The organism is Massilia oculi (assembly GCF_017582745.1).
In the GTDB taxonomy this organism is placed as follows: Bacteria; Pseudomonadota; Gammaproteobacteria; order Burkholderiales; family Burkholderiaceae_D; genus Telluria; species Telluria oculi_A.
In genome coordinates, this window is the sequence record NZ_JAFVIM010000018.1 from 15,725 (window position 1) to 32,722 (window position 16,998).

General features: G+C 66.3%; 10 protein-coding genes. 4 read left to right on the forward strand and 6 right to left on the reverse strand.

Translation table 11 applies throughout. The annotated features are described in order from the left end of the window. Window positions 1–71: 71 nt before the first annotated feature. The 4 genes from J3U95_RS19240 to J3U95_RS19255 all read right to left on the reverse strand — a co-directional run bounded on the left by J3U95_RS19240 (window position 72) and on the right by J3U95_RS19255 (window position 9,530). Window positions 72–4,250 carry an ATP-binding protein gene (locus tag J3U95_RS19240; RefSeq protein WP_229519956.1) on the reverse strand — a complete coding sequence of 1,393 codons (4,179 nt, stop codon included), beginning with the start codon at window positions 4,248–4,250 and terminating at the stop codon, window positions 72–74. Between the two features lie 243 nt (window positions 4,251–4,493). Then, window positions 4,494–7,694, reverse strand: coding sequence for an efflux RND transporter permease subunit (locus J3U95_RS19245; RefSeq protein WP_208280275.1), 3,201 nt, complete (start codon window positions 7,692–7,694; stop codon window positions 4,494–4,496). 30 nt (window positions 7,695–7,724) lie between these two features. Beyond that, the gene (locus J3U95_RS19250) at window positions 7,725–8,876 is read right to left on the reverse strand and encodes an efflux RND transporter periplasmic adaptor subunit (protein ID WP_208280276.1); all 1,152 of its coding nucleotides are present in this window, start codon (window positions 8,874–8,876) and stop codon (window positions 7,725–7,727) included. 231 nt (window positions 8,877–9,107) lie between these two features. Then, window positions 9,108–9,530 carry a divergent PAP2 family protein gene (locus J3U95_RS19255; RefSeq protein WP_071363449.1) on the reverse strand — a complete coding sequence of 141 codons (423 nt, stop codon included), beginning with the start codon at window positions 9,528–9,530 and terminating at the stop codon, window positions 9,108–9,110. Between the two features lie 133 nt (window positions 9,531–9,663). Here J3U95_RS19255 and J3U95_RS19260 point away from each other — a divergent pair, with 133 nt between their 5' ends. Then, on the forward strand, window positions 9,664–10,722 hold the full coding sequence (locus J3U95_RS19260; RefSeq protein ID WP_208280277.1) for a DUF475 domain-containing protein: 1,059 nt from the start codon (window positions 9,664–9,666) through the stop codon (window positions 10,720–10,722). 122 nt (window positions 10,723–10,844) lie between these two features. Next, entirely contained in the window at window positions 10,845–11,258 is a 414-nt protein-coding gene (locus tag J3U95_RS19265; RefSeq protein ID WP_208280278.1) for a DUF8785 domain-containing protein, read from the forward strand. 133 nt (window positions 11,259–11,391) lie between these two features. Here J3U95_RS19265 and J3U95_RS19270 read toward each other — a convergent pair whose 3' ends face one another. Continuing rightward, on the reverse strand, window positions 11,392–13,818 hold the full coding sequence (locus J3U95_RS19270) for a coiled-coil domain-containing protein (RefSeq protein WP_208280279.1): 2,427 nt from the start codon (window positions 13,816–13,818) through the stop codon (window positions 11,392–11,394). Between the two features lie 103 nt (window positions 13,819–13,921). Further along, window positions 13,922–14,929, reverse strand: a complete 1,008-nt coding sequence (locus J3U95_RS19275) for a serine/threonine protein kinase (RefSeq protein WP_208280280.1) — start codon at window positions 14,927–14,929, stop codon at window positions 13,922–13,924. Window positions 14,930–15,087: 158 nt separating this feature from the next. Between J3U95_RS19275 and J3U95_RS19280 the strand changes: the two genes are divergently transcribed. Together J3U95_RS19280 and J3U95_RS19285 are read left to right on the forward strand one after the other, a co-directional pair. After that, entirely contained in the window at window positions 15,088–16,128 is a 1,041-nt protein-coding gene (locus tag J3U95_RS19280) for an alpha/beta hydrolase (protein ID WP_208280281.1), read from the forward strand. Between the two features lie 141 nt (window positions 16,129–16,269). Continuing rightward, window positions 16,270–16,962, forward strand: coding sequence for a UPF0149 family protein (locus J3U95_RS19285; RefSeq protein ID WP_208280282.1), 693 nt, complete (start codon window positions 16,270–16,272; stop codon window positions 16,960–16,962). The last annotated feature ends 36 nt before the right edge of the window (window positions 16,963–16,998 follow it).

The following is a 16,998-nucleotide window of genomic DNA, read 5'->3' on the forward strand; positions in this document are numbered from 1 at the left end:
TCTACGCAAGACCAGCACCCGGCTCCTCACGGCCGGGTTGTTTTTTTCAGACCCACATCCGCCGCAGCCGGCTAGCCCGTCGTGCGTCTCTTCGCTGCGACGTCGCGGATCAGATTCTCCACGATCGTGAAATCGGCCGGCTTGGTCAGGTGATGATCGAACCCCGCTTCGCTCGAACGTCGCCGGTCCTGCTCCGCCCCCCAACCCGTCAGCGCCACCAGCGTCGCGTCTTCCATGCCCGGAATGCGGCGCATCGCCTCGGCCGCCTCGTGGCCGCTCATATCGGGCAGGCCGATATCCAGGAACACCACCTGCGGCAGGTCTGCGCCGGCGAGACGCAACGCCGCGGCGCCGTCGTTGGCGACGCTGACGGTGTGGTCGTTCATCTCGAGCAGGGCTTGCAAGGTCTCGGCCGCGTCCACATTGTCGTCCACCACGAGGATGCGCAGCACGCCGCCCGGCGTGGCGGGGACCGGCGCGGTCGCCGCTTCGTGTGCGGCGGCGCAGGGCGCCTCGGCCTGCGCATCCTTCGGCAACGGCAGCCACACCGTGAACTGGCTGCCCATGCCGGCGCCGGCGCTGCTGGCGGCGACGCGGCCGCCATGCAGCTTGACCAGGCGCTGGACCAGGTTCAGGCCCACGCCCAGGCCGCCCTGCGCCATCTCGGTGCCGAGATGGGCCTGGGCATACATGTCGAACACCGTCTCCAGCGCCGGTGCGGCGATGCCGATGCCATTGTCCGAAACGGTGATCGCGACCTCGTTCGCTTCGACCCGCGCCGCGATCTCGATCGCGCCGCCCTGCGGCGTGTACTTGGCGGCGTTGTTGAGCAGGTTGCTCAGCACCTGCGCCACCCGGTGGCGGTCGGCGTGCAGCGCCAGCCCCGCGTCCGGCGCACGCACGGTCAGCGCATGCTTGCGCGCATCCACCAGCGGCATGCTCATGTCGACCGCCTCGCGCATGACGTCCGCCAGCAGCATGCGCTCCAGCTTGAGCGTCACCTTGCCCTCGGCCAGGCGCGCCATGTCGAGCAGGTCGTCGACCAGGTGCACCATGTGGTCGACCTGGCGCCGCATGATCGCCTGCACGTCGCCGCCGGCGGCGCCGATGCGCATCAGCTCCAGCCCCGAACGGATCGGGGCCAGCGGGTTGCGCAGCTCGTGCGCCAGCGTGAACAGGAAGTCGCTCTGGGCGCGGTTCTTCTGTCCCAGCTCGCTGGCCAGGCGCTGCAGCTCCTGCTCGGCGTACTTCTGGCTGTCGATGTCGAGGGTCACGCCGTCGAAGCGCGCCGGCTGTCCATGCTCGTCCAGGCCGCACCAGCCAATCGCCCGCAGCCAGCGCGGCGCGCCGCCCGCCACGGTGCGAAACTCCAGGTCGAGCGGCGCGCCGGCGCGCACCGCGTGTTCCACGCTGGCCGCCAGCCGTTCGCGGTCTTCCGGGTCGACCGCCGCCAGCAGCGCGTCGACCGACGCCGGACGCGCGCCGTCCAGGCCGAAGTGCATGGCCATCTCGGCATTGAGCTGGAACTCGGCAAACGGCGCGTCGGCGTACCAGACGCCGATGTCGCCCGCCTCCGACACCCGCTCGAAGCGCTCCTGCAAGGTCTTGCGCACCTGGATGTCGATCACGGTGCCGACGTAGCCGTCCGGCTCGCCCGCCGCGTTTACGCGCGGCAGGCCGGCGTCGATGAACCAGCGATAGCTGCCGTCGTGGCAGCGCAGGCGGTAGTCGATCGAAAAAGGCTCGCGCCCAGCGTTCGCGGCCAGGAATATCTCGCCAGCGCGCTGCCGGTCGTCGGGATGGGTATTCTCGAGCCAGCCCAGGCCCAGGTCCTGCTCCGGCGTGCGGCCGGTGTAGTCGTACCAGCGCTGGCTGAGATAGGTGCACTGGCCGTCGTTGTCGGTAGTCCACAACATGGCCGGCGAGGCGTCGACCAGGGCGCGCACATGGGCTTCACGCGCGCGGGCATCGTGCTCCATCTGACGCCGCTCCCGCCCCATGTCCACCTGGGTGCGCACCCGGGCCAGCAGCTCGTTGGCCGAGAACGGCTTGACCAGGTAATCGTCGGCGCCGGCCTGCAGTCCCTCGACCTTGGCTTCCTCGCCGGCGCGCGCCGACAACAGCATCACCGGCAGCAGGCGCAGCGCCTCGCTGCCGCGGACCTGTGCGATCAGGCCGAAGCCGTCGAGCTTCGGCATCATCACGTCGCTCAGCAACAGGTCGGGGGGCTCCGCCAGCGCGAGTTCGAAGGCGGCCTGGCCGTCGGCGCACACGCGCACCTCGGCATGCGGCTCGAGCAGCGCCTTCAGGTAGGCGCGCATATCGTTGTTGTCGTCGGCGATCAGGATGCGCGGACGGGCCTCGCCGGCGATGTCGACCGGCGCCGAATGTCCCTTCTCATGCGGCGCGGCCTCGGCATCCGGCAGCCAGCGCAGCGCTTCCTCGACGAAGGCGGAACCCATGCGCTGGCGGTCTTCCATCGTGTCCGGCGCATACAGGATGCGATCCTGCGGAAGGTGAGCGTGGCCGAACGGCAGGTCGACATCGAAGCGCGTGCCTTCCCCGAACGTGCTGGTCACGGCGATGGTACCGCCATGCAGGCGCACCAGTTCCTGAATCAGGGCCAGGCCGATGCCGGTGCCTTCATAGGTGCGCCCCGGCGCGCCCTCGATGCGGTGGAAGCGCTCGAACATGCGCGGCAGCTCGTGCTCGGGGATGCCGGTGCCGGTGTCCTTCACCGACAGCCGCGCCATGCCGGCGTGCTCGCGCAGGCTGATCGTGACGCTGCCGTTCAGGGTGAACTTGAAGGCGTTCGACAGCAGATTGAAGACGATTTTTTCCCACATGTCGCGGTCGATATACACCGGCTGCCCCAGGTCCTGCAGCTCGATCCGGTAATCCAGGCCGCCCTTGGCCATGGCCGACTCGAACACGCCGGCCAGGTCGAGCGTCAGATGCGCCAGGTCCACCGGCACGTAGCTGGCCTGCACCCGACCGGCCTCGATGCGCGAGAAGTCGAGCAGCGAATTGACCAGCTTGAGCAGGCGCAGCGCGTTGCGGTGGGTGACCTCGATGCGCTTCCTCTGGGCCGCGCTCATGCTGTCCGCGTCATCGGCCAGGGCGTCGTCTAGCGGTCCCAGGATCAGGGTCAGCGGGGTTCGGAATTCATGGGACACGTTCGAGAAGAAGGCGGTCTTGGCGCGGTCGATCTTGGCCAGTTCTTCGGCGCGACGCTGTTCCTGCTCGTAGGCGAGCACATTCCCGACCGCCGTGTTCACGGCCGCGCCCAGCAATTCATAGAAATTGCGGTAGTCGGCGTCGAGCGCACGGCGCACGCTCACGCCCGCCACCACGAAGCCGAACAGCTGCTGCTGGCCTGGCAGCGACAGCGGCAGCACCAGGGCCGAGCGCGGCGGATCCTCGTAAGGTCCGCACGTCAGCCCGGCCAGGCGCGCCGCGACGTCGTCCACCTGTGCGGCCGCATGCGCGGCGGCGCAGCGCGCGAACGGCCAGCAGGCGTCGTCCAGTGCCGCCGAGCTTGGCGCCAGCGCGCCATGTGGCGGCAGGCCGCCGGCGCCGCGCAACTCCAGTATTCCGCTATCCTGGTCGATCTGGTAGAACAGCAGGAACGGCACGTCGGCCCTCATGCGCTCGACGTGCAAGCTCAGTTGCTGGCCGATCTCCGCCATTGAACGGGTCGAAGCCAGACTGGCCGTCAGGTCGCGCAGTCCCTGGGCACGGCGGGCGCCCAGCACCTGGGCCGTGGTCTCGGTGATCGGGTGAAAGACGCCGCCCACCGTCCCCGACTCGTCGCGGATCGGCGAGAACGAGAAGGTCATATTGGCTTCTTCGAGGTAGCCGCTACGGTCCAGGAACATCTGCTGGTCCTTGATGTAGGCGCCCTCGCCCTGGTGTGCGCGCTCGAAGGCCGCTCCCACCACCGGCAGGGCCGAGGCCCACACCACCTTGAACGGCGCTCCCATCGACGCCGGATGCAGGTCGCCGCAGATCGGGCGGTAGGCGTCGTTGTAGATCTGGATGTCGTCCGGCCCCCAGCACACCAGGATCGGGAAGGTCGAGGACAGGCACAGGCTGACCGAGGTGCGCAGGCTTTGCGGCCAGTCGGACAGCGGTCCGAGCGGCGTCTTCGACCAGTCCATGCTGCGGATCAGTTCGCCCATCTCGCCGCCGCCGGCGAGCCAGTTCAGGTCGGAACCGGCCAGAATGGAAGATGATAAGAGTTCGGACATGGAAGAAGACCTTACGGCGAGCGATAGAAGACGGGATTTTTGAGAAATTGATTACTGCAAGGCAAGCAGTTCAGTATCGAATTACCCACAAGCGCCTGCTATTAGACCATAACAACAGGAAACACTGGCGCAATACCACCGACTCCGCAGCGGGCGCCCATAGCGCAGCGCTGAAACGACAAGGCCAGCGCGTGGCTGGCCTTGTCGGGACTAAAGGCGGCTGACGCCGCACGCAGGGAACGATCAGGCCGGCAAGGCCTTGCCGCGGCCGGTCACGAAGCGGCCGATGCGGACGATGATGCGATAGACCAGGCGCACGAAGGTCAGGGTCAGGATCGCTTCCACGAAGGTCAGCAGGAAGGCCGGCAGCGTGTTCCAGCGTTCGGCGCGGCGGCCGAACTTGGCCACCATGCGGTCGCGGGCGATCTCGATGCTGTCGTAGAAGGTCGGCACCACCAGCAGGGTCAGCACGGTCGAGGTGATCGTGCCGCCGATGATGGCGATCGCCAGCGGCTGGTAGAACTCGCCCGCGTCGCCGAAGGCCAGCGCCACCGGCAGCATGCCGGCGATCAGCGCGAAGGTGGTCATCAGGATCGGACGCAGGCGCTTGCGGCCGGCCGCCATCAGGGCTTCTTCGCGATCCATGCCTTCGTGCTCCAGGGCGCGGGCGGCGTCCAGCAGCAGGATCGCGTTCTTGGCCACCAGGCCCATCAGCATGATGATGCCGATCATGCTCATCAGGTTGAGCGTGTGGCCCGTGATGATCAGCGCCACGACCACGCCGATCAGCGACAGCGGCAGCGACATCATCACGCCGATCGGCGCGGTGAAGGAACCGAACTGCATCACCAGGATCAGGTACATCAGGGCGATGCCCGACAGCAGCGCGATGATCATCTCGGTGAACAGCTCCTGCTGGTCTTCACCCGAGCCGCCCAGCGCCAGGCCATAGCCAGGCGGGAAGTCGAAGGTGCGCGCCAGTTTCATGGCGTCGGCCGTGACCTCGCCCGGCGAGCGACCCTGGGCATTGGCCGACACGGTGATCATGCGCTCGCCGTTCTTGTGGCGGATGGCCGACGGGCCCTTGCCCATGGTGATCTCGGCGATCTGGTCGAGCGGCACCATCATGCCGGTGCCGCCGACCGAGATCGGAAGGCGCTCGATGCTCTCGGTATTCACACGGTCGTCCGGATGCAGGCGCACGGCGACGTCGCGGGTCTCGCTGGTCGGGTCGACCCAGTCGCCCACCTCGATGCCGGCGAAGGCCACGCGCAGCGACTGGGCGGCGTCGTTGACCGAGATGCCCATCATGTTCGCCAGGCCGCGGTCGAGCACGATCTGCAGCTCGTTCTTCGGATCCTGCTCCGACAGGGTGACGTCGACCGCGCCCGGCACCTCGCGCAGCTTGGCCATATAGGCATTGGTCAGCTCCATCAGCTTACGCGAATCCGGGCCGCTGAACTCGATCTGTACCGGCTTGCCGTTGCCGCTCAGGTCATCCATGACCACGTATTCGGCGCCGACCAGGCGACTGATCTTCTGGCGCAGGTCGACCGCGATTTCGGAGGCGCTGCGGTCGCGCTGGCGGCGCTTGCCGATGTCGACATAGACCTTGCCGCCGTTCAGGTTGACGTTGCTGTTGGTGTCTTCGGTTTCGGGCAAGGTGCGCGCCAGCTCGGCGGCCGCCTCGACCTTGCGGCGGGCGTACTCGACGCTCGACGAGGCCGGCACGCGCACGTCGACCATGATCGTGCCCGAATCCATCTTGGGCAGGAAGCTCGATCCGCCGAAGGTCGAGTGCAGGACGATCGCGCCGACGAAGCTGGCCAGCGCCAGGCAGCCCATCCAACGGCGGTGGTGCAGCGCCCACGCGATCACGCGGCCGTAGCGGTCGGCCTGATGGTCGAACCAGTGGTTGAACTTGTCCAGCACGCGGCCAATGCCCTTCTTCGGCGCGCTGTGATGGTCGGGCGGATCGCCCCAGTAGGCCGACAGCATCGGGTCGAGCGTGAACGAGATGAGCAGCGACACGATCACCGAGCAGGTCACGGTGAGGGCGAAAGGACGGAACCACTCGCCGGACACGCCCGGCATGAAGGCCACCGGCACGAACACGGCCATGATCGAGAAGGTCGTGGCGGCCACCGCCATGCCGATCTCGGCGGTGCCTTCGAGGGCTGCGGTGCGGCGGTCGGAACCCATTTCCATGTGGCGCACGATGTTCTCGCGCACCACGATCGCATCGTCGATCAGCACGCCGATCGCCAGCGACAGGCCCAGCAGGGTCATGAAGTTGAGGGTGAAGCCGCACAGCCAGACCGCGATGAAGGCGGCCAGCACCGACGTCGGCAGGGCCAGGGCGGTGATCAGGGTCGAGCGCCAGGAATTGAGGAAAGCGTAGACCACGAACACGGTCAGCACCGCGCCCAGCACCAGCGCCTCGATCACGTTGTTCAGGCTCGACTGCGCGTCTTCGCCGCCGTCGCGCACCACTTCGAGCTTGGTGCCTTCTGGCAGTTGCTTGCTCGCTTCCTTGACGACCTCGTGCACCTTCTTGGCCAGGGACACGGTCGAAGCGTCACGTGAGCGGGAAATCTGCAGGCCGACGTTCGGCTTGCCGCTGCGCATGGACAGGCTGTTGATGTCGGCGAAGCCGTCCTGGATCTCGGCCACCTGGTTCAGACGCACAATGGTGTCGCCATTGCGCTTGACGACGATTTGCGAGAAGTCTTCGGGACGCTCGATACGGCCGACCAGGCGGATGCCCTTCTCGTCCAGCTCGTCGCGCAGCTTGCCGACCGGCGCATTGGTATTGCCGCTGCGCAGGGCATTGGTCACCTCCGTGACCGACACATTGAATTCACGCAGCTTCTCGGCGCGCAGCAGCACCGACAGCTCGCGCCGCAGGGCGCCGTTGACGGCCACCGTCGAGACGCCGTCGATGGCGCGGAACTGGTCGGCCAGCACGTCCTCGGCATAGCGCGAGATCTCGGCATGGCTCTGGGTGCTGGACGACAGCGCCAGCGACATCACCGGCTCGGCGGCCGGGTCGATGCGGCGCAGCACCGGCTCGCGCATCTCGATCGGCAGCTTGTAGCGCACCGCAGCGATGGCGTTGCGCACGTCGTCCGAGGCTTCGATCAGGTTGCGGTCGAAGTCGAATTCCATCCAGATGGTGGCGCCGCCTTCGTAGGAATTGGAATTGACCTCGGTGACGCCCTGGATCGCCTGCATCTGCTTCTCGAGGCGGTTGGTGATCTCGCGTTCCGACGTTTCGGGCGAGGCGCCCGGATATGGGATGTCGACAACGATGACCGGGATGTCGACGTCGGGGTTCTGGTTGACCCGCAGCTTGGACAGCGCGAGCAGGCCGATGGCCATCATCGCGACGATGATGACGATCGTCGCGACCGGTTTCTTGACACTGAAATTGGACAGGAACATGGTTTGTTTTCCTAGTTATTATTTCCCGTATTACTTGCCCTGAACCGGGGCATTGGCGCTGCCAGTCCCTGCGGCGCTGGCGACGCGGGCCGTCGGCATGTCGACCTTCTGGCCATCCTTCAGATTGGAGGTCGGGGCGCGCAGCACGATATCGCCGGCAGCCAGACCCTGCTTGATTTCCAGGTTGCCGGTGCGCGGGTCGCGCGCGCCAACCACCAGATTGACCTTGGACAGCGTTTTATCCTTGATGCGCCAGGTATGGCTGTTGTCGCCCACGCGCACCAGGGCCGATTCCGGCAGCATCAGGGCGTCGGTGGCGGAAGCATCGACGCGGCCTTCGGCGTACAGGCCGGCCACGCGCGGCTGGGATTTATCGGCGAAGCCCACCAGCACCTCGACCTGGCGGGTGACCGGGTTGGCGGCCGGATCGATCCGTTTCACGATGCCGGCGAACTGCTGCTCGCCATAGCCGTTGACGCGGAAATTGACTTTCTGGCCGACCTTGACGGTGCTGACCGAATCGGCCGACACCGCGCCTTCGAAGCGCATGCTGGTCGGATCGATGACTTTCACGAGTTCCTTGCCGATGGTAGCGGTGTCGCCGTTGGAGACCTTGCGCTCGGAGACGATGCCGTCGAACGGCGCGCGCACCGTGGTGCGGGCCAGCTGCTGGCGCGCGGTGGCGACACGGCTCTTCGCGCCCGACAGCTCGCTCATGGCGTTGTTGCGCGCCATCTCGGCATCGTCCAGTGCCTTGGCCGAGGTCATGCCGGAGGCGGTCAGGGTTTTCAGGCGTTCGAGCTGGCGATTGGCCTGCTGCAGCGCCAGGCTGGCGGCGCGCTGCGCATCCTCGGCCGAGGTCAGGGTGTCGCGGATCGAGGTTTCATCGAGACGCACCAGAACGTCGCCGCGCTTGACCGGCTCGCCGTTCTCCTTCAGCACCTGCAGCACGATGGCCGAGACTTCGGCGCGCAGGTCGGCCTTGCGTTCGGGCTGGATCGAGCCGGTGATGACCGGGCCGGACGAGATCGAGTCGCTCTGGATCGTCAATACATCCTCGGGCGCCACCGTCAGCTGCGTGGGCTTGTTGTCCTTGGCCTGGCCGGGGGCCTGGGCGGAATCCTTGCCGCAGGCGACGAGGCTTGAAGCGATGGCTAGAACGAGGAGGGTTTTGCGCAGCATTGTGGTTCTCCAGAGAAGGACTTGGTCTTTTTTATAAAAATGAGAATAGATACAGCCAGCGCGAAGTATTCAGGAGGGCCCTGATGGCGTCAATTGACGAACCTGTATAACGCCGAATTCGATGGATGAACTGCGTTTTTTGGCGATGAGCTGCATTCCAGCCCGGACGAGATGCGGGGTAAAACGGACAGGCGGACGTCCGGGGGATGGACGCCCACCGTATGTACATGGTCAGAAGCCGCCGAGGACGGCATTGATCAGGAAGCCCATTCCGATGCCGGTCAGGACGCCGCCAGCGATCTCGATCTTGGTATGGCCCATGCGTTCGCGCAGGATCACGTAGTCGGCCTTGCCGTCGTGCAGGCGGTTGAGCGACACCGCGTGGCGGCCGACGTGCTGGCGCAGGCTGTTGGCGTCGATCATGACGATGAAGGCCAGCGTGCAGGCCACGCCGAAGGCCGGATGGCCCATGCCTTCGCGCAGGGCGATCAGGGTGGCCATGCTGGACACGACCGCGCTATGGTTGCTGGGGAAGCCGCCATTGCCGACCAGGTCGAAGGCCCAGCGCCGCAGGCGGACGCTCGAAATGAGAAACTTGATCGGGCCGACCACCATCCAGGTCAGTATGGGCGTCGCGAGGTAGATAATTTCCATGATGTCTTATAGGTGAAAATGCTGGGCGGAATTATCTCAGAAGCAAGGCTCGCTGGGCTACTTTTGGAACGGACGCATCAGGCCGGGAAACGGTAATATTGACCCAACGAGTCAATACACACAAGAGGGGCATATGCGGCATTTCCGGTGGTCTTTCATCGTCACGGCAGTCCTGATGACCCTCGCCGGCTGGTGGGGCTACGAGCACAAGGGCATGTCCGGGCTGCTGCAGGCCCTGTGGATCACCGCCATCCTCGGCGTGCTGGAAGTGTCGCTTTCTTTCGACAATGCCGTCGTCAACGCCTCGGTGCTCAAGCACTGGAACGAATTCTGGCGCAAGCTGTTCCTCACGGTCGGGATCCTGGTGGCGGTGTTCGGCATGCGCCTGCTGTTTCCCCTGGTGATCGTCGCCGCCGCCACCGGCCTCGGCCTGCTCGACGTCTGGCATATGGCGCTCGACAACCCCAACGAGTATTCGCGCCACCTGACCGAACACCACGCCGAGGTGGCGGCCTTCGGCGGCGCCTTCCTGATGCTCGTGTTCCTGAATTTCCTCTTCGACGGGGAAAAAGAACTGCATTGGATCACCTGGTTCGAGAAAAAAGTCGGCAAATACGGCTCCGAGGGGCTGGCCGTGCTGCTGGCCCTGCTGTGCGTGATCAGCGCCATGAGGCTGATGCCGGAGGTGCGCAAGCTGGCGGTGCTGATCGCCGGCGTGACCGGGGTGCTGATCTATATCGGCGTCAAGTGGCTGAGCGGACTGCTCGAGGAAAAGGAAGAAGATCCCTCGGTCGGCGCCATGATCTCGCAGGGCAGCATCGGCGGCTTTCTCTATCTGGAAGTGCTGGACGCCTCGTTCAGCTTCGACGGCGTGATCGGGGCCTTCGCCATCACCAACGATGTCGTCATCATCATGCTGGGCCTGGCGATCGGCGCCATGTTCGTGCGCTCGATGACGGTGTTCCTGGTCTACAAGGGCACGCTGCAGGAATTCGTCTATCTCGAGCATGGGGCGCACTATGCGATCGGCATTCTGGCCCTGATCATGTTCGCCAGCGTGCACTATCACATCCCGGAATGGTTCACCGGGCTGTCGGGGCTGGCTTTCATCCTGGTGTCGCTGTGGTCGTCCATACGCTACCGCAGAAGGATCGCGGCGCAGGAGACGGAGATGGCGGCGCGGACCGGTTGAATCGGCAACGGCTGAGAATTGCGGTTTGCGATTACGGCAAGGCATGGCAGAATGGGCGCGCATCGCGCAAGCACTGCCATATTGACAACCCGTATTCATTCTTTAGATCGCCCTGCCCGACCATGCCCAAAGCCCGCGCCACCGCCATCCTGCTGTCCGTCATCGCCGTCGTCGCCGTGCTCGGTTCGCTGTACACCTGGTTCACCCTGACTTGGTCGTATTCCGAGGGCGACCGCGCCGGCTACCTGCAGACGTTCTCCAAGAAGGGCTGGCTGTGCAAGACCTGGGAGGGCGAGATTCTGCTGTCGAGCATGCCGGGAGCGATTCCCGAGCGCTTCGCCTTCACCGTGCGCGATGAGGCGGTGGTACAGCAGTTGAACAAGAATATCGGTCGCCGCGTGCAGATCTCGTACGAGCAACACAAGGGCGTGCCGACCAGCTGCTTTGGCGATACCGAGTATTTCGTGAAGCGGGCGATTACCGGGCCGGTGGATCCGGTATCGCCGAGTCAGGCGCAGGGAACGCCGGCGCAATAATTTCGTGGGGTGGACGGCTTTGCCGTCCACGCGTCCAATTAGCGCCAACAAGCCACGCGGCGATTCGAAAGCCGGTTGAACGCGTGGACGGAAAACCCGTCCACCCTACATGAAGGGTACGGGACCCTCGGCGTTATTCCCGGTCCGTCTTGCGATCCAAATCGCGATCCAGCTCGCGCTGATTCGCAATCACTTCCGCCAACCTCGCCGCCGCCTGCGCAGCCGAGGTGTCGCCAGCCCTGGCCTGCGACTGCTTGAACCGTCCCAATACCTCGCGCGTCAGGTCGGCCGACACCGAACGCTGGCCGGCTTCCACCTTGCGCTCGCCGATGACGCGCTCGGTTGCCGCCAGTTCGGCGGCCTGCTCGTCCTGGCGCTTGCTTTCCAAATTCACCAGGTGCTTGCGCGCATCGGCCATCTGCAGGGTCGCCTGCGCCGCCTTGCGCTGCATCTCGGCGTGAGCCTGGGCGTGTTCCAGCAGCGCGCGCTGGGCTTCGCGTTTCTCGACCGCCGCCTGCACCGCCGCCTGCTCGACCAGCTCGCGCTCGCGCGCCAACCGGGCTTGTTCTTCCTCGGCCTCGGCGCGCGCTTCGGCGGCCTGGGCGGCGGCATGTTCCGACGCCAGCCGCGCCGCCTGCGCCTCGTTCGCGCGGGCGTCGGCCGCGGCCTGGGCGCGCTGGGCGGCCAGCTTGCGCTCGACCAGGGCCAGCGATTCGCGCGCGGCCTGCGTGGCTTCGCGCTCGGCGCCGATCGCCTGCTCGGTCAGCGCCACCTGCTGGCGCTCGACTTCGGTCCGTTCCAGTTGAGCTTCTGCCAGCTCTTGGGCGCGGCGCGCGTGCGCCTGCTGGGCGTCGCGCGTGGCCTCGGCTTGCGTGGCTTCTTCCGCCACCGCATCCATCTGGGCCTGCTGCGCTTCGAAGGTCGCGCGCTGGGCTTCTTCAAGACGGCGCTCGGCCTGGGCCTTGGCGGCCAGCGCCGCCGCCGCGGCAGCTTCGGCTTCGCTGCGCGCCTGGGCCGCCAGCATCAATTCCCGCTCGGCCGCCACTTTCTGCTCGAGGTCAGCCAGCGCCTGGGTCTCGGCCGCCACCCGCTCACGCTCGAGCTGGGCCAGGCGCTCGGCTTCTTCCCGTTTTTGCTCGGCAAGTTGCGCAGCCTGGCGCTGCAGCTCGACCAGTTCGGCCTCGAACGCGACCGCTTCCGCCTCGTCGGCATTGCGCTTGGCCTGGACTTCGGCCGCGGCCTGGGCCAACGCCGCTTTTTCTTCGGCGAGAAGCCGCTCGCGCCGGTGCTCCTCGGCCTCGCGCAGTGCCGCCGCCGCCGCCGCCTCGTCGGCCGCGCGGCGCGCGCGCGCGTCAAGCGCCGCCTCGGCCTCGGCCTCGAGCCGGGCCTGCACCTGCTCGTCCGCTTCCTCCTCGGCGCGGACACGGTCCTCGGCCACCAGGCGCAGCTTGCGATCGGTCTCGATCCGGGCTTCGGTCGCGGCCAGGATGCGGGTCTCGGCCTCGCGCCGCGCCTCGGCGCTGGCAGCCGCCATCTGCTCCAGGCGCTCGCGGTGGGTGGCGGCGTCGCGCAATTCCTTTTCAGTCTGCAGGCGCATGCGCAGCGACTGGGCCGCGACGCGCTCGGACTCAGCCTGGGCCAACGCGATCGCCTCGCGTTCCTGTTCGATGTGGGCCATGGCGCGCGCTTCTTCCAGCGCGCGTGCCTCGGCCGCCGCGCGCTGGAACGCCGAAGCCAGGGCCACCTGGTCGGCGCGTTCGCGCTGCTGGGTCAGGTCGAGCGCTTCCGCCTCAGCCTCGGCCAGTTTCTCGGCGGTCTGGCGCGCGGCCTTTTCGGCGCGCTCGCGCTCGCGCGCCAGGATCGCGATGCGGGCATCGGCGCTGGCGTTATGCAGCACTTCTTCCTTGGCCGCTTCCACCGCCGCCATGCGCTCGGCGGCCTGCAGCCTGGCCTGCTCGGTATGCGCCACCAGCTCGTCGGCGGCGCGGGCGGCCTTGGCCGCCAGTTCGGCCTCGGCTTCCATCTGGACGGCGGCGCGGCGCCGCGCTTCTTCTTCGGAACGCGAACGGGCCTCCAGCGCCAGGCGGATCTCGGTATCGCTCTTGACCCGCGCGCGCAGCTCGGCGGTTTCTTGCCGGATCGCTTCGAGGCGCTCGGCGGACGCCTTGGCGGCGGCGCGTAGAGATTCCAAACGGTCGCGGTTGGCCGCGATCGCGTCTTCGGAGGCCTGCGAATTGGCCAGCGCGGCCGCTGCGGCGGCGGCATCGATGGCGGCGCGCTCGTCGGCCAGCGTGCGGGCGCGCGATTCGGCGGTCTGGCGGTTTTCAAGAGCGACGTTGGCCTTGGCCTCGGCTTCCACGCGCGCGATCGCTTCCTGGATTTCACGCATTTCCAGGGGCTTGCGCGCGGTTGGCGCCGGGGCGGCCGCAGGGGCTGCGGGCGCAGGTTCGGGCGACGCGTCGGGCGTTTCCGGCGGCGCCTCGGCCGGCGCCATGCCGGCGGCCTGCGACAGGTCGATCGAGAAGTCGGCTTCGTCTTGCTTGGCTGGGTTTGGTTCCATGCGAGGTCTCAATGGCGGCGGTCGGTTCGATTATCCGGCAAATCCGTTCAGTATGCTACGCGGAACTGGGCGGCAATATTGGCTCAGCTCATCCATTCGACCCTCACACCGGCCACAGGGGCGGTTCGTCCATCAGGGCCACCTGCTCGCGCAGCTCGAGAATCCGGTCTTGCCAGTAGCGCTGGGTATTAAACCAGGGGAAGGCGACAGGGAAAGCCGGATCGCTCCAGCGCATCGCCAGCCACGCCGCATAATGGATCAGGCGCAGGGTGCGCAGCGCCTCGACCAGGTACAGCTGGCGCGGGTGGAAATCGCAAAAGTCCTCGTAGCCGGCCAGCACGTCGGCCATCTGGCCGACCATCTCGTGGCGCTCGCCCGAGAGCAGCATCCACAGGTCCTGCACCGCAGGGCCCATGCGGCTGTCGTCGAAATCGACGAAATGGGGACCGTCCGGCGTCCACAGCACGTTGCCGCCGTGGCAGTCGCCATGCAGGCGAAGCAGCGGCAGTTCTCCGGCGCGCTCGTAGCAGCGCGCCACGCCGTCCAACGCCTGCTCGACCACGCTGGACCAGGCGGCCATCAGCTCGGGCGGCACGAAGTCGTGCTTGCGCAGCCAGTCATAAGGCTGGCGGCCGAAAGTGAGCGGATCGAGCGCCGGCCGGTGTTCATACGCCTTGACCGCGCCTTGGGCGTGGATGCGGCCGATGAAACGGCCGATCCACTCCAGCACCGCGGGATCGCCCAGCTCGGGCGCGCGTCCGCCCCGGCGCGGGAAGACTGAAAAACGGAAGCCCTGGAAGGTATGCAGGGTCTTGCCCTCGATCTGCAGCGCGGGCACCACCGGGATTTCCCGCTCTACCAGCTCGGCCACGAAAGCGTGTTCTTCGAGGATGGCGGCGTCGCTCCAGCGTTCGGGCCGGTAGAACTTGACCACTACCGGACCGCCCTCTTCGCGGCCGACCTGATACACGCGGTTCTCGTAGCTGTTCAGGGCCAGCAGGCGGCCGTCGCCATGCATGCCGACACTGTCGAGCGCGTCCAGCACCAGAGCGGGATCGAGGCGCGCATACGGATGCTCGGGCGTTTCGTTGTCGGTGGTTAAGTTATCCATGTGCCTATTGTACGGCGGCGCACCGCGAAGCGGGAATGGCCCGCATTTCACCCGCGCTGAGTTCGTTCACGCACGGAGTGCGGCTTTGTTACAAGGTCTCATGTCAGAAACGCCCCGGGCGCATGTCGCGCCGGGCGAGAAACCTGATAAGGAAGAATATGAAGAAACTGACCTTGACCATGGTTGCACTGGCCGCCGGCATGCTGGCCGGCACCGCGATTGCCCAGACCGCCGCCCAGCCGCCGAAGGCCGAGCCAAGCATGCAGAAGGTGCTGGACGCGATGGCATCGCTGAAACCGAAGCCGATCGAGACCCTGAGCCCGGAAGAAGCGCGCAAGCAGCCGTCGGCCGCCGATGCGGTGAAAAAAGTGCTGTCGGACGCCGGCCAGAGCACGGCGCCGGAACCGGGCGTGAGCATGAAGACCCAGACGGTCCAGGGCAAGGGCGGCAGCTTCCCGGTCCACGTCTTCACCCCGGAAGGCAAGGGTCCGTTCCCTGTCGTCGTGTACTACCACGGCGGCGGCTTCGTGATCGCCGACACCAAGGTGTACGAAGCATCGATACGCGCGCTGGCCAAGCAAGCCAAGGCGATCGTAGTCTCGCCAGACTACCGCCTGGCGCCGGAGCACAAATTCCCGACCCAGCCTGAGGACGCCTTCGCCACCTACAAATGGGCGATCGAGAACGCCAGGCAGTTCAATGGCGACGCCACCCGCGTGGCGGTGGCCGGCGAATCGGCTGGCGGCAACCTGGCGACAGTGGTCTCGATGATGGCGCGCGACCAGAAAGCGCAGCTGCCGGTGCACCAGCTGCTGGTGTATCCGGTGGTCGACAACGACATGAACAACGAGTCGTACAAGAAGAACGCCAACGCCAAGCCGCTGAACAAGGCGATGATGGGCTGGTTCTTCAAGCACTATGGCGCCGATCCGAAGAGCCCATACGCCTTGCCGCTGAAGGCAACCTCGCTCAAGGGTCTGCCGCCGGCGACCGTGATCACGGCCGAGATCGACCCGCTGATGACCGAGGGTAAAGCCTACGCCGACCGCCTCAAGAAGGAAGGCGTGGCCGTCAACTATCGCCATTACTCGGGCGTGACCCATGAATTCTTCGGCATGGGCGCGGTGGTGCCGAAAGCCAAGGAAGCCCAGCAGTTCGCAGCCGGCGAGCTGACCAAGGCCTTCGACGCCAAGCGTTGATGCCGTACCGGCGCCGCGGCCGTTGCGCCGCGGCGCCATCTGGCGTGCGGATAGAGGTTTTTGCTGCCGCCCGGCGGCGCAGGCGTTACACTGGCGCCTTTACGCAAAACCGGCGCCCAGGCGCCATCACCAGACACTCCCATGCATCTCGAACAGCCCCTCTCCGAAAAAGAATTCGACGAACTCGACCAGTTCCTCTTGTCCGACCGTTGCTCCGACGAAGCGATGACGATGGACACCCTGCACGGCTACCTGACCGCCATCGCGATCGGTCCGGAAACCATCATGCCGGCCGAATGGCTGCCGCTGGTCTGGGGCCAAGACGAGGCGGCCGCGCCGAAGTGGAAGAACAAGCGCGAAGAAGAAAAGATCATCAACCTGATCATGCGCTTCATGAACGAAGTGCTGATCACCTTCGAAGTCTCGCCGAAGGAGTTCGAGCCGCTGTTCGTCGAACACGAATTCGAAGGCAAGACCCTGATCGATCCGGAAGCCTGGTGCTGGGGCTTCTGGGAAGGCGTCGAGCTGCGCGCCGATTCCTGGGATCCGATCTGGACCTCGGACGTGGCCGAACTCATTCGCCCGATCTACCTGCTCGGCGCCGACGAAATCGAGGAAGAAGAGCTGGCCCTGGTCGACAATCCGCACAAGATCCACGCCCTTGCGCTGGAGATCGAAGCCAATGTGCCGGCCCTCTACCGCTACTGGCTGCCGCTGCGCAAGGCCGCGGTCGAGACAGTGGTGCGCGAGGAGCCGAAAGTCGGGCGCAACGACGATTGCCCTTGCGGCAGCGGGAAGAAGTTCAAGAAGTGCTGCGGGGCGGAATCGGCTTGATTCACCTGGATCGGGCTGATTCACCTCGATCGGCCT

Bases quoted from the DNA above. Each gene is read 5' to 3' on its own strand.
- J3U95_RS19250 (WP_208280276.1), bottom strand. From the start codon at position 8,876: ATGCTGCGCAAAACCCTCCTCGTTCTAGCCATCGCTTCAAGCCTCGTC.
- J3U95_RS19285 (WP_208280282.1), top strand. From the start codon at position 16,270: ATGCATCTCGAACAGCCCCTCTCCGAAAAAGAATTCGACGAACTCGAC.
- J3U95_RS19265 (WP_208280278.1), top strand. From the start codon at position 10,845: ATGCCCAAAGCCCGCGCCACCGCCATCCTGCTGTCCGTCATCGCCGTC.
- J3U95_RS19280 (WP_208280281.1), top strand. From the start codon at position 15,088: ATGAAGAAACTGACCTTGACCATGGTTGCACTGGCCGCCGGCATGCTG.
- J3U95_RS19270 (WP_208280279.1), bottom strand. From the start codon at position 13,818: ATGGAACCAAACCCAGCCAAGCAAGACGAAGCCGACTTCTCGATCGAC.
- J3U95_RS19245 (WP_208280275.1), bottom strand. From the start codon at position 7,694: ATGTTCCTGTCCAATTTCAGTGTCAAGAAACCGGTCGCGACGATCGTC.
- J3U95_RS19255 (WP_071363449.1), bottom strand. From the start codon at position 9,530: ATGGAAATTATCTACCTCGCGACGCCCATACTGACCTGGATGGTGGTC.
- J3U95_RS19260 (WP_208280277.1), top strand. From the start codon at position 9,664: ATGCGGCATTTCCGGTGGTCTTTCATCGTCACGGCAGTCCTGATGACC.
- J3U95_RS19275 (WP_208280280.1), bottom strand. From the start codon at position 14,929: ATGGATAACTTAACCACCGACAACGAAACGCCCGAGCATCCGTATGCG.
- J3U95_RS19240 (WP_229519956.1), bottom strand. From the start codon at position 4,250: ATGTCCGAACTCTTATCATCTTCCATTCTGGCCGGTTCCGACCTGAAC.